Below are 12,366 nucleotides of genomic sequence, written 5' to 3' on the forward strand. Positions count from 1 at the left end.
GTCTAGCGCGAAATTTCCGCTGCTCGCCAGATGCTAAAGTAATACTTTCAGCCAGTGTCGCTTGTAGTCGTCCCACCCGGCCAAATGGAGTGGCCTGGCGGTGTGCTTGCGATCGGGAGGCACGCGGCGCCAGTGATGCAGCATCCAGCCGCCGCAGGTAGTGCCGCTGCTGTCGTCTGTGCTGCTGACTCGCTGGCGTGGGCGCAATGCGGCAAGCAGTGGCCCGAACCACGGATTGCCGGTAAAGCTGCCTTCGATGACGATGGCGGCGCCGTCGTGATGGACGCCCAGCGCATCCAGGCAGTAATCGCTCATCAGCACGCAGTACAGCGTCGCCAGGGCATAGCGCTGGCGCGGGTTGGCCGGCACGGGGCCGGCGATGGCGCCGGCACGATGGCCGAACGGGCCGCTCGCGCCGGCAAAGCTGGGCAGGGCCAGCGTGGCTTGTTCAATCACGGCCTGTAGATCGGCGATGCCGCATGGCTCGGGGTCGCCGCCGGCCAGCTCCGCGAATTCGCGGCCGCCCATGAAGCGCATGCAGGGCACGGCCTCGCCCAGCGCATTGCTGTTGGCGAGCATGTCGGCGTTTTCGCGCAGGCTATCCAGCGGCATGCCGGGAGCGGCGGCGATCACCCAGGTGCCGGTCGACAGGACGGCCGGCGATGGCGTGGCGGTCAGATGCCTGAGCAGCGAGGCGTTGCTGTCGTGGATGCCGCACAGCACGCGGCATTCCGGCGGCAGGCCGGTACGCAGCGCCAGCTCCGGCTTGATGACGTTGAGCGGCGCCCAGGCAGGCCGCAACGGCGCGAACAAACGGGTCCAGCCCATGCGCTCCACCAGCGATGAATATTGTTTGCGCGATGGTTGCCACAAGTCGGTATGGCAGCCGAGCGAGGTGACCTCGCTGGCCGGCACGCCGCACAGCCGCCATGCCCAGTATTGGGGATACATCAGGATGTGGCGCGCGCGGCGGAACTGCTTGGGGAAGGCTTGCGATTGCCACACCAGTTGCCGCCCGAGGTTCAGGCCCGCCGGCAGCTTGGGCGAATGCGTGGCCGAGTAAGGCGGGCGCTCCACCGCGTAATGCGCTTGATGGGAGGCCGGCAGCTCGTATTCGTAATCCAGCACCGGCAGTACCAGGCCCTCCTCATCCACCAGCGCGGCGGTGGCGCCGTGGGTGACGGGGACGATGGCGCCCACCGGCGTCATTTGGGCGAAATCCCGCATCCCGTCCAGCATCCATTCCCAGATGCGCTCCGTGTCGTGATGCGGATAGGGGCCCTCGCGCGCGATGGTGTTGGGGCTGCGCTGTTCGGCCAGCACCGCGCCCGCATCATCGAGCAGCACCAGCTTGACGTTGGTTTTACCGATATCGAGAACGATGGTGGCGCTCATTTTCCACGTCCGCGCAGCAGCCGTGGCAGGGCGATGGTCGCCAGCAGCAGGATGCCAATGACGATGGTCATGTAGATGCCGGGGACGTTGGCCAGCGACAGCCCATAGGTCACGGTGCCCAGCGTGAGCACGGCCAGCATCACGCCGCCGATGGTGCCCGCACCGCCGGCGATGCTCACGCCGCCGAGGATGACCATGGTGATGATCTCCAGCTCCCAGCCCATGGCGATGTTGGGGCGCGTGCTGCCGATGCGGCCCGTCAGCAGGTAGCCCGCCAGGCCGGCCATGGCGCCGGTCAGGATGAACAGCGCGAGGCGGTAGCGGTCCACCGGAATGCCGGAGAAGCGCGCGGCGACCGGGTTGTTGCCGATGGCGTAGATGCGACGCCCCCAGCTTGTCGCGTGCAGTATCACGGCGAACAGCGCGGCGCAGACCAGCAGGATGGTGAATTCGCGCGGCAGGCTGCCGAAGAAGTAGCCTTGGCCCCAGTCGGCCATCAGTTGCGGATAGCCGGTGTAGGCCTGATCGCCCAGTATCACGCTGGCCAGCCCCCGGAACAGCGATACGGTGCCGATGGTGACCACGATGGACGGCAGGCCAAAGCGCGTGACCGTGACGCCATTCAGCCCGCCGCACAGCGCGCCGGTCGCGAGGGCGATCGGCAGCAGCGCCTCCGGCGGTGCGCCGTTGACGTTGGCCCAGCCCATCGCGACCGAGGACAGCGCAAGAATGCCGGAGACGGAGATGTCGATCTCGCGGCAGATGATGAGCAACGCCATCGGCAGCGCGATCAGCGCCTTTTCGCTGAAGTTGAAGGTGCCGTCGGCAAGGTTGTCCAGATCGAGGAAGTTCGGCAGCAGAATGCTGTTTGCCACAAACGCCGCCAGCAGCAGGAAGGCCAGCAGGCTCTCGCGCCGGCCCAGCAACGCGCGGATGCGGAAGCCGGGGCGGTCCGCGATGACGTGGCGCGACGGCGGGCCGCTGGCGCGCACCGCGTCGCCGCCTGGCCTTGTCGCGTCGGATAACAAGCTGCTGCCGTTCATGCCACGCTCCTCCCATGCAGCGGCAGGATCTGCCGGCCGCCTTGCTTGCCATTGCGGGCGTTGATCAGTACCGCGGTCAGGATCACGATCCCGGTCAGCGCGCTTTGCCAGAACGGCGATACCTTCACGACCGGCAGGGCGTTGCCGATCACCGCGAGGAACAGGCCGCCTAGCACAGCGCCGGCCACGCTGCCGCAACCGCCGGCGATGCTGATGCCGCCGATGACGCAGGCCGCGATCACGGTGAACTCGAAGCCGTAGGCGATTTCGGTGTAGGCCACGGCATATCGCGCCACCCACAGATAGCCGCACAAGCCGGCCATGGCTCCAGACAGGCCGTAAGTCCACAGCAGGCGCCGCGCGATCGGAATACCGACATAGCGCGCCGACGAAGGCTCGTTGCCGATGGCGTACAGGTCGCGGCCAAAGCGGCTGTGCCGCGCCACGTACCATGCCGCCAGCACGGTCAGCGCCGCGATCCACACCAGATGGGTAACGCCCAGCAGCCGCGCCAGCGGGAAGGCGATGAACCCGGCCGGCATCTGGTGCGACGATACCCATGCGCCGCCGGACAGCACAAACACCATGCCGCGATATACGCTCATCGTGCCGAGCGTGACGACGATGGGCGGCAGATCCAGGTAGCCAATCAGGCAGCCATTCACCAGCCCAAGCAGCAGGCCGATGGCCAGCGCCGCCAGCACCACCACCATCAGCGGCAGGGAAGGGAAGCGCGCCGCCAGCAGCGCCGACATCATGCCCGCCAGCGCCAGCGTGGAGGCCATCGACAAATCCACGCCGCGCGTGACGATCACCAGCATCTGCGCCAGCGCCAGCATGATGAGCAGTGTGCTGTCGGTCAGCAGGTTGGCCAGGCTGCCCGGCGTCACGAACACCGGCGCGCGCACGCCGACCAGCGCCACCAGCGCCACGATGCACAGCGCCAGCTGGGTTTCGCGCATTTTCAACAGCGCCTTCATACGCATTCCTCCACCGCCAGCGCGCAGCCGGAAGCCGCGGCCACGATCATCTCCGGGGTGGCTTCGCCGCGCTGGTATTCGCTCTCGATCCGGCCTTGATGCATGACGATGATGCGGTCCGCCAGACCCATCACCTCCGGCAGCTCGGACGACACCAGGATCACGGACAGGCCCTTGGCCACCAACTCGCTGATAAAGCGATGCACGGCGGCCTTGGAGCCGATGTCGATACCCTTGGTCGGTTCGTCGAGGATAATCACCTTGGGATCGGTCGCCAGCCACTTGCCCAACACGACCTTTTGCTGGTTGCCGCCCGAAAGCTCGGACACGTTCTGCGTCAGGTGCGCCGCTTTCAGTTCCAGCTGCTCCGCGTAGTGGCGCGCAATGGCCGTCTCCTGCGCGCGTCGGCCGCGCAGGAAGAAGCCAACCCGCGACAGGATCGGCAAGGTGATGTTGTGCAGGATGGGCAGCGTCAAGTGCGCGCCCTGATGCTGGCGGTCTTCCGGCACGTAGGCGATGCCATGGGCGATGGCGTCCGCCGCAGAGCCGATGGCGGCCGGCTTGCCGTGCATGGACACGGCGCCGCGCACGCCTGGCGTCAAGCCAAACAGCGCCTGCATCACCTCGGACCGGCCGGCGCCCACCAGACCGTAAAAGCCAAGGATTTCACCCTGACGCAAAGAGAAGCTCACATCATCGAATTCGCTTGGATGGCTGAAGTTGCGCACCTCGAGCACGACGTCGCCTGGCGTCACATCGGCTTTCGGATAGGTTTCCTTGACCGAGCGGCCGACCATCAAGGCCACCAGCTCCGGCTCCGTGATGTCGGCAAGCGCGCCTTCCGCGATGAACTGACCGTCGCGCAGCACCGTGTAGCGATCCGCGACGGTAAAGATTTCGTCGAACTTGTGCGAGATGAAAATCACCGCTGTGCCGGCGGCGCGCAATTGGCGGATGATGCGATACAGTTCCTGAATCTCGCGTTGCGACAACGAGGCGGTCGGCTCGTCCAGGATAACGACCCGCGCATCCTGCGACAGCGCTCGCGCGATCTCCACGAAATGACGTTGCGCCACGCTCAAATCCTTCACGCGGGCGCGCACCGGCAGCGATACCTCCAGCCGCTGGAACAGCTTTTCCGCCTCGGACTCAATCCGTTTCCAATCGATGCGCGCACCGCGTACCGGCTGGCGGCCGACGTAGATATTCTCCGCCACCGTCAGTTCGTCGAACATCACCGTTTCCTGGTGCACGGCCGTGATCCCGGCCCGCATGGCGTCCTGCGCGTTGGCGAAAGCCACCGGCTGGCCAGCCAGCGTGATGCTGCCCTCATCGGGTTGATAAATGCCGGTCAGGATTTTCACCAGTGTCGATTTGCCCGCGCCGTTCTCGCCGATCAGCGCCATGACTTCGCCGGCGCGCACCGTCAGCGCGACTTGATTCAGCGCGACGATGCCCGCAAAGCGCTTGCAGATCCCGGTCAGCCGCAGGACCGGGCTTGTATTCGTGGTCATAGGACTTCCAGCTCAGAAGATCTTGGAGAATTTGTCGACGTTGCCTCTATCGTAGGTGAACGGCGGCGCCATCGCGCCTTCGCCCTTGTCGTCAATCGCGATGCTGCCCATGCGGCCGGCGGAGATGCTGCCGCCCGGACGCGCGGTGGGCTGGTTCTTCACGAAGTCATACGCCGCGTAGGTGGCCGCGTAGCCAAGATCGATAGGATTCCAGATCGCGAACTCGCGCACCGCGCCGCTCTTCACGTGGCCCGCCATCTCGGACGGCAGCCCCAGGCCCGTGACGAACACCTTGCCCACCAAATGCTCATCCACCACCGCCTTGCTGGCGGCGTTGATCCCCACCGTGGTCGGCGCGATGATGGCTTTCAGGTGCGGATTGCTGCGCAACAGGCCGATCGCTTCGCGGTAGCTCTTGTCGGACTGGTCGTCGCCGTAGACCGTGGCCACCAGTTTCATCTTGGCGTACTCCGGTTTTTCCAGCGTCTTCTTCATCACCCCGATCCAGATATTCTGGTTGGTGGCCTGCGCCGATGCCGACAGGATGGCGATTTCGCCCTGGCCGCCGATGGCATCGGCCGCCATCTGGATCTGCTTCTCGCCGATCAGATCCGCGTTGGAGGGATTCAGCTGCATCAAGCGGCCTTCCGGCGCCAGGCCGCTGTCGAAGGAAATCACCTTGATGCCGCGCGCCATGGCTTTCTTCGTGATCGGCACCAGCGCGTTCGGATCGTTGGCCGAGATGACGATGGCGTTGACCTTCTGGCTGATCAGCGAATTGATGATCTCAATCTGGCCTTCCGCGCTGGGCGTGGTGGGGCCGGTGTAGATGATCTCGACGTTCTTGAGTTCCTTGGCCGCGTCCCTGGCGCCGGTGTGGGCGGCGTCGAAGAAGCCGTTGCCGAGGTTTTTCACCACCATGGCGATGCGGATCTGGTCAGGCGCTTTCTCCTTGCAGCCAGCGATGGCTGCGAGCAGGCCGGCGGCAACGGCCGCCAATACGATCTTCCTGAGCTTCAATGCGTGGCCTCCGGCTGGAACATGCCCACGGCCTCATAGCCGTACGGCGCATTGAATGAGGATGGCGCCATCTGCACCGGCAGCGCTTCACGCTCCACCGTCACCACGCGCACGCCGGATTGTTCCAGCAGCTGCACGGCCGCATCGGATGCCTCGGTATCGGTGATCACGGTCGACACGCGGTTCAAGCCGCACAGGATCAGGCCCGCCTTCTTGGCGAACTTGGAGCTGTCGGCCAACACGATCAGTTCCTCGGCCTGCGAGATCAGGCGCTTCTCGGCCTGGATCAGCAGCGGGTCGGCCTCCATCAGGCCAAGCAGCGACAGGCCGTAGACGCTCATGAACATCTTGGCGGCGTAGTGGTGCTGGGTGATGTCGTTGTCGAAGGGGCTGAGGATGACGTTCTGTTCGCGGTACACCTTGCCGCCGGGGACGATGATCTCGTTCTCGCTGGAGACCAGCAGGCGCTCGGCCATCAGGAAGGAGTTGGTGAGGATCTTGAGGTGATGGTCGGTCAGGAATTCGGCCATCATGAAGGTGGTGGTGCCGCCGTTGATGATGATGGTTTCGCCCTCGTTGCACATGCCGGCCGCGTAGCGGGCGATGGCGCGTTTGTGCTCGGCGCGGCACTGGATATTGTTCTGGAAGGTCTCGCTGGTGAGCGTGAAGCCGCGTTTTTTCTGCTCAAGGTTGGCGGCGCCGCCGCGCGTCCGGGTGAGCAGGCTGCGGGCGGCCAGCCAGCTGATATCGCGCCGCACGGTGGCCGGCGAGGCGTTCAGCCAGTCGACCAGCTGCGGCACGCTGGCCGTATTATGTTCGGCAAGCAGTTTCAACAAACGCTTGCGACGCTTGTGATTTACCATTTAAGTCTCCTTTTATTCAGTGCTACTGCCGTCATTGCTGCGGCGTGCCCGTTTATTAACGACAGAGGCTAAACGCTTCCAAATCGTCCGTCAATCACAGATCAATCAATTTCGTGATTGTTTTGATGCACGCTACCATTTCTGATCAGGTTTTAATCACCGATGTGATTATTTCGTTCTTGCTCATCATCTTGATTGCTTCCGCATTGACACCCATGGCGCGCCGGTTTCTACTGAATAAAGTAAAAACACAAACACGGAGACCAGCAATGAAAGAACCCCCGATCACTTCCTTGTGGGACGACGCCGCGGCGGCCAGCATGAGCGAACCGGAACTGCTGCTATACCGTTCCAATCTGCTTGGATCGGATCTGCGCATCACGAACTTCGGCGGCGGGAACACCTCGGCCAAGGTGATGATGGAAGACCCGCTCACCGGCGCGCAGGTGGAGGTGCTGTGGGTGAAGGGCTCCGGTGGTGACCTGGGCAGCATCAAGATTGATGGTTTCTCCACGCTGTACATGGACAAGCTGCAAGCGCTGAAGGGCCGCTATCGCGGGCTGGCGCACGAGGATGAAATGGTGGCCTACCTGCCGCACTGCACCTTCAACCTGAATCCGCGCGCCGCCAGCATCGACACGCCGCTGCACGCGTACATCGCGCGCAAGCACGTCGACCACATGCATCCGGATTCGGTGATCGCGATCGCCGCCTGCGCCAGCAGCCAGGCGCTGACGCAAAAGATTTTCGAGGGCGAACTGGGATGGCTGCCATGGCAGCGTCCCGGCTATGACCTCGGCCTCAAGCTGGAAGCGCTGTCGCAATCGCAGCCGCAGCTGAAGGGGATCATTCTCGAGGGCCACGGCCTGTTCACCTGGGGCGACACCGCCAAGTCCTGCTACGAAGCCACGCTGGCCATCATCAAGCGCGCGGAGGAATGGCTGGCGGCCAACGTCAAGCAGCCGGTGTTCGGCGGCACCGCGATCACGCCACTGCCTGCGGAGGAGCGCAGCGCGTTCGCGGCGCGCCTGATGCCGCTGCTGCGCGGGAAAATCAGCCGAGACGAATACAAGCTCGGTCACTTCGACGACAGCGCGGCGGTGCTGGAGTTTGTGTGCAGCCGCGACTTGCAGCCGCTGGCGGCACTGGGTACCTCCTGCCCGGACCACTTCCTGCGCACCAAGATCCGGCCGTTCGTGGTGGACTTCGATCCGGCGAACCCGGACTTCGACAAGCTGGTGGCCGGGCTGGATGATGCGCTGGAAGCCTACCGCGCCGACTACAAGGCCTACTATGATCGCTGCAAGCGCGCCAACAGCCCGGCCGTGCGCGATGCGAATCCCATCATCTACCTGATCCCCGGCGTCGGCATGCTGTCCTTCGCCAAGGACAAGGCGACGGCGCGTATCGCCGGTGAGTTCTACGTCAACGCCATCAACGTGATGCGCGGCGCGAACGGCGTGGATAGTTACGTCGGCCTGCCGGAGCAGGAAGCCTTCGATATCGAATACTGGCTGCTGGAAGAGGCCAAGCTGCAGCGCATGCCCAAGCCCAAGAGCCTTGCTGGCCGCATCGCGCTGGTGACCGGCGGCGCCGGCGGCATCGGCCAGGCGGTGGCGAAGCAGCTTCTGCGGGAGGGCGCTTGCGTGATGCTGACCGATATCGATCCGGAAGCGCTTGAGCAGGCGCACGAGGATCTGGCCAAGGCCGGCGGCAAGGACAATGTCGGCAGCGTGGTCGCCGATATCACCAGCGAGGCGGAGGTCGAGAACGTGCTGAAGGCGGCGTCGCTGCGCTTTGGCGGGCTGGATCTGCTGGTGTCCAACGCCGGCATCGCCTCTTCCTCACCGCTGGAAGACACCACCATGGACGTCTGGCAGCGCAATCAGGACATTCTGGTCAAGGGCTACTTCCTGGCCAGCCGCGAAGCCTTCCGCATCATGAAGCTGCAAAAGCTGGGCGGCAGCATGGTCTTCGTCGCCAGCAAAAACGGTTTGGTGGCGTCGGCCGGCGCGTCGGCCTACTGCACCGCCAAGGCGGCGGAAATCCATCTGGCGCGCTGCGTTGCGCTGGAGGGGGCGCCGCATGGCATCCGCGTCAACGTGGTGAATCCGGACGCGGTGATCCGTGGCTCGCGTATCTGGGATGGCAAATGGAAGCAGGAGCGCGCACAATCGAACAAGATCGACGCCGATGACGTGGAGGCCTTCTACCGCGACCGCAGCATGCTGAAACTGAGCGTGCTGCCGGAGGATATCGCCGAGGCGGTGTACTTCCTGTCCAGCGACAAGGCGGCCAAGAGCACTGGTAATATCCTGAACGTGGACGCCGGCAACGCGGGCGCGTTCACGCGATAAAAAGAATTGGAGACAATGTGAGCACCATTATCGACAGCGGCCGCGTGGCCGAGCACAACGCTCAACTGCGCGCCGGACTGAATGCGGATTATGAGGCGCTGGGCGGCATGCTGGCCCGCCGCGGCGTGGACATCGAAAAACTGACAGCCGCCGCGCAAGGCTTCGCCGTGGCCTTGCCCAGCTGGGGTGTCGGCACCGGCGGCACGCGCTTTGCGCGTTTTCCGGGCCGGGGCGAGCCGCGCAATGTGTTTGAAAAGCTGGACGACTGCGCGGTCATTCATCAACTGACGCGCACCACGCCGGGCGTGTCGTTGCACTTCCCTTGGGATAAAACCACCGATCCGGCCGCGCTGCGCCAGCAAGCCGAAAGCCACGGCCTGTATTTCGACGCGGTCAACTCCAACACCTTCCGGGATCAGGCAGGGCAGGAGCACAGCTATAAATACGGTAGCCTGACCGCTGTCAACGCCGCCACCCGCGCGCAGGCGGTGGCCCACAACATCGAGTGCATCGAGTTGGGCAGGGCGCTCGGTTCGAAAGCGCTCACGGTGTGGGTGGGCGACGGCGCCAACTTCCCGGGCCAGCACAATCTGCGCGGCGCGCTGGAACGCTACCTGGGCAGCATGCGCGAGATTTACGCGGCCTTGCCGGCGGACTGGCTGATGTTCATCGAACATAAGCTGTTCGAGCCGGCGTTCTACGCCACCACCATCGCCGACTGGGGCACCAGCTTCGCCTGCGCGCAGACGCTGGGCGAGAAGGCGCGCTGTCTGGTCGACCTGGGCCATCATGCGCCGAACACCAATATCGAGATGATCGTGGCGCGTCTTGCGCAATTCGGCAAGCTGGGTGGCTTCCACTTCAACGACAGCAAATACGGCGACGACGATCTGGATTCGGGCAGCATCAATCCATTCCAGCTGTTCCTGGTGTTTAACGAGCTGGCCGACGCGGCCGAGCGTGATGGCGCATCCTTCAAGCCAGCCTATATGTTGGACCAGTCGCACAACGTGACCGATCCAATCGAGAGCCTGATGAGCAGCGCGGTGGAAGTGCAGCGCGCCTTCGTGCAGGCGCAGTTGGTGGATCGCGCGGCGCTGCGCCAGTATCAGGAGGCCAACGACGCGCTGCAATCGGCGCAGACGCTCAAGCAGGCTTACCGCACCGACGTCAGCCCGATCCTGGCGATGGTGCGGCTGCGCGCCGGCGGCGCCATCGATCCGGTGGCGTTCTACCGCGGCAGCGGCTATCGCGAGCAGGCGGCGGAAGCGCGGCCAGCCAGGGCCGGCGCCAGCAGCAGCGGCATCGTCTGAGCATGCGCGCCTTCCGCATGCAGTTGAAACCTGGCGCGGCGGCCGAGTACAAGCGGCGACATGACGATTTGTGGCCGCATCTCGCCAAGGCACTGCGCGATGCGGGCATCTACGATTACTCGATCTTCCTGGACGAGGAATCGCTGCAGCTGTTCGCGGTGTTCAAGCTCTGGCCGGACCACAAGATCGATGACCTTCCACTGAAGCCCGTCATGCGGCGCTGGTGGGACTACATGGCGGACCTGATGGAAGTGGAACCGGGCAACCGGCCACGCGAGTGGCCGTTACAGCAGGTGTTTCACTTCGCCTGAGCTGGCGTTAGCAAGCCGCGATCGCGCAGCCATTCCTCCGCGCGTCGCGGCCACAGCGATGAGGTGCCCAGCCCATCGCGCATGCCCATGCCATGGCCGCCGTGTTCCAGCAAATACATCTCCGCAGGGACTTTGGCCCTGGTCAGGGCCTGGTAGAAAAGGATGCTGTTTTCCACCGGGACGGCGGTATCGGCCTGGGTGTGGATCAGCAGCGTGGGCGGCGTGGCCGGCGTCACCTGTTTTTCGAGCGACATCAAGTTCAACGCTTCGGCCGATGGCGTCGCGCCCAGCAGCGACTTGCGCGAACCCGCGTGCGCGGCCGGGTCCTGCATGGTGATCACGGGGTACATCAGCATCAGGAAGTCCGGCCGGGCGCTGACGCTGTCCAGCGCCGCACCAGTGCGGCCCAAGGGATTGTCGAACAGGGTACCGGCGCTGGCCGCGAGGTGGCCGCCGGCCGAGCTGCCCATCACGCCGATGCGGTCCGGACGGATGCCGAATTCCGCCGCGCGCGAGCGCAGCATGCGCACCGCGCGCAGCACGTCCTGCAAAGGCGCTGGATGTCCGTACTCCTGCATGCGATACTTGAGCACAAAGCTGGTCACGCCCAGGGTGCTGAGCCACGTCGCATACTGATCGCCTTCGCGCGCGGTCGCCATGCGCACGTAACCGCCGCCGGGGCAGATGATGACGGCCGTGCCGTTGGGATGATCGATCGCCGGCCCGACCATGGTCAGCGTCGGCTCGCTGACGTTGGAGGTGTAGCCATCGCCAACCTTCTCGGGACCGATGTCGCGCTTGCCCGGCACGCCTTCGGGCCAGAGCGTGATGACATTGGTCGCCGCCGACGACCATCCCGCGGCACTGAGCATCAGAATAAGCAGTATCTTTTTCATAGGGGAGACAGTGTGAACAAGTTGTTGGGTGCCGTGATATTAACCGTCTGCGCGCATAACGCAAGCGCGGTTGCCTTGTTTAACGGCCGCGATTTCAGCGGCTGGGAATTGCAAACCACGCCGGCCGCCGCGATCGCGGACGCCTTCCACGTGCTGCCGGATGGCGTGATCGCATCTACCGGCAAGCCGTCCGGCTTTCTGGCGACGCGGGAGAGCTATCGCAACTACAAGCTGCACGTCGAGTGGCGCTGGACCGGAAAGCCGGGCAACGGCGGCGTGCTGCTGCACATCAGCCCCGGCGCCTTCGACCGGGTGTGGCCGGTCAGCCTGCAGGTGCAGACCAAGTTTGGCAATGCCGGCGACCTGCTGCCGATGGCGGCGGCCAGCTTTGCCGAGCCGCTGACCAGCGCGCCGGGCGCGGATACCCGCATCAAGGCGCATACCGCGCCGGACAGCGAGAAGCCTGCGGGCGAATGGAACGAATGCGATATCGTCAGCCGTGACGGCGTGGTCGAAGTGAGCTTGAATGGGGTGCCGCAAAATCGGGTCTCGCATGTGGCGCCTGCGTCGGGACGGATCGGCTTCCAACTGGAAGGCACGCCCTACGAACTGCGTCGCGTGGAGCTGACGCCGCTGGATTAAGTAGAAAGCCCTGCCGGCCGAAGAGACGAGGG

The 12,366-nt window shown here is 64.5% G+C and carries 11 protein-coding genes; 4 read left to right on the top strand and 7 right to left on the bottom strand.

Annotated features, from left to right (window positions below):
* Positions 1–33: 33 nt before the first annotated feature.
* From FHW83_RS26665 to FHW83_RS26690, 6 genes are read right to left on the bottom strand one after another with little or no spacing between them, the layout of a single operon-like run.
* Positions 34–1,395, bottom strand: coding sequence for an FGGY-family carbohydrate kinase (locus FHW83_RS26665; protein WP_176649392.1), 1,362 nt, complete (start codon positions 1,393–1,395; stop codon positions 34–36).
* The gene (locus FHW83_RS26670; RefSeq protein WP_176649393.1) at positions 1,392–2,438 is read right to left on the bottom strand and encodes an ABC transporter permease; all 1,047 of its coding nucleotides are present in this window, start codon (positions 2,436–2,438) and stop codon (positions 1,392–1,394) included. Before FHW83_RS26670 ends, FHW83_RS26665 begins: the two co-directional genes overlap by 4 nt.
* Complete coding sequence (locus FHW83_RS26675) at positions 2,435–3,418, bottom strand: ABC transporter permease (RefSeq protein WP_176649394.1); 984 nt, start codon at positions 3,416–3,418, stop codon at positions 2,435–2,437. The genes FHW83_RS26670 and FHW83_RS26675 overlap by 4 nt, the downstream gene beginning before the upstream one ends.
* Positions 3,415–4,932 (bottom strand): sugar ABC transporter ATP-binding protein, encoded by a 1,518-nt coding sequence (locus FHW83_RS26680; protein ID WP_176649395.1) that lies wholly within the window; start codon positions 4,930–4,932, stop codon positions 3,415–3,417. The genes FHW83_RS26675 and FHW83_RS26680 overlap by 4 nt, the downstream gene beginning before the upstream one ends.
* A gap of 12 nt (positions 4,933–4,944) precedes the next feature.
* Complete coding sequence (gene rhaS / locus FHW83_RS26685) at positions 4,945–5,952, bottom strand: rhamnose ABC transporter substrate-binding protein (protein ID WP_176649396.1); 1,008 nt, start codon at positions 5,950–5,952, stop codon at positions 4,945–4,947.
* A complete protein-coding gene (locus FHW83_RS26690) occupies positions 5,949–6,815 on the bottom strand; it encodes a DeoR/GlpR family DNA-binding transcription regulator (protein ID WP_176649397.1) in 867 nt (288 codons plus the stop codon). Before FHW83_RS26690 ends, rhaS begins: the two co-directional genes overlap by 4 nt.
* A 269-nt stretch (positions 6,816–7,084) precedes the next feature.
* On the opposite strand from FHW83_RS26690, the gene FHW83_RS26695 reads away from it, so the two are divergent.
* From FHW83_RS26695 to FHW83_RS26705, 3 genes are read left to right on the top strand one after another with little or no spacing between them, the layout of a single operon-like run.
* Complete coding sequence (locus FHW83_RS26695; protein ID WP_176649398.1) at positions 7,085–9,172, top strand: bifunctional rhamnulose-1-phosphate aldolase/short-chain dehydrogenase; 2,088 nt, start codon at positions 7,085–7,087, stop codon at positions 9,170–9,172.
* A 17-nt stretch (positions 9,173–9,189) separates the two neighbouring features.
* On the top strand, positions 9,190–10,485 hold the full coding sequence (gene rhaI / locus FHW83_RS26700) for an L-rhamnose catabolism isomerase (protein WP_176649399.1): 1,296 nt from the start codon (positions 9,190–9,192) through the stop codon (positions 10,483–10,485).
* A gap of 17 nt (positions 10,486–10,502) precedes the next feature.
* Positions 10,503–10,796: an L-rhamnose mutarotase gene (locus FHW83_RS26705; RefSeq protein WP_176649400.1), complete on the top strand. Its 294-nt coding sequence runs from the start codon at positions 10,503–10,505 to the stop codon at positions 10,794–10,796.
* Here the strand turns inward: FHW83_RS26705 and FHW83_RS26710 are convergent.
* Positions 10,784–11,692: an alpha/beta hydrolase gene (locus FHW83_RS26710; RefSeq protein ID WP_176649401.1), complete on the bottom strand. Its 909-nt coding sequence runs from the start codon at positions 11,690–11,692 to the stop codon at positions 10,784–10,786. The two genes, FHW83_RS26705 and FHW83_RS26710, sit on opposite strands and share 13 nt — an antisense overlap.
* A 12-nt stretch (positions 11,693–11,704) precedes the next feature.
* On the opposite strand from FHW83_RS26710, the gene FHW83_RS26715 reads away from it, so the two are divergent.
* Positions 11,705–12,334, top strand: a complete 630-nt coding sequence (locus FHW83_RS26715) for a DUF1080 domain-containing protein (RefSeq protein WP_176649402.1) — start codon at positions 11,705–11,707, stop codon at positions 12,332–12,334.
* Positions 12,335–12,366 lie beyond the last annotated feature (32 nt).

The sequence above is a fragment of the Duganella sp. SG902 genome, from assembly GCF_013376005.1.
In the GTDB taxonomy this organism is placed as follows: Bacteria; Pseudomonadota; Gammaproteobacteria; order Burkholderiales; family Burkholderiaceae_D; genus Rugamonas.

What these genes read in the sequence shown, in the direction of transcription:
- FHW83_RS26675 (WP_176649394.1), bottom strand. Translation starts at nt 3,418, where the DNA reads ATGAAGGCGCTGTTGAAAATGCGCGAAACCCAGCTGGCGCTGTGCATC.
- FHW83_RS26705 (WP_176649400.1), top strand. Translation starts at nt 10,503, where the DNA reads ATGCAGTTGAAACCTGGCGCGGCGGCCGAGTACAAGCGGCGACATGAC.
- FHW83_RS26670 (WP_176649393.1), bottom strand. Translation starts at nt 2,438, where the DNA reads ATGAACGGCAGCAGCTTGTTATCCGACGCGACAAGGCCAGGCGGCGAC.
- FHW83_RS26680 (WP_176649395.1), bottom strand. Translation starts at nt 4,932, where the DNA reads ATGACCACGAATACAAGCCCGGTCCTGCGGCTGACCGGGATCTGCAAG.
- FHW83_RS26665 (WP_176649392.1), bottom strand. Translation starts at nt 1,395, where the DNA reads ATGAGCGCCACCATCGTTCTCGATATCGGTAAAACCAACGTCAAGCTG.
- FHW83_RS26695 (WP_176649398.1), top strand. Translation starts at nt 7,085, where the DNA reads ATGAAAGAACCCCCGATCACTTCCTTGTGGGACGACGCCGCGGCGGCC.
- FHW83_RS26690 (WP_176649397.1), bottom strand. Translation starts at nt 6,815, where the DNA reads ATGGTAAATCACAAGCGTCGCAAGCGTTTGTTGAAACTGCTTGCCGAA.
- FHW83_RS26710 (WP_176649401.1), bottom strand. Translation starts at nt 11,692, where the DNA reads ATGAAAAAGATACTGCTTATTCTGATGCTCAGTGCCGCGGGATGGTCG.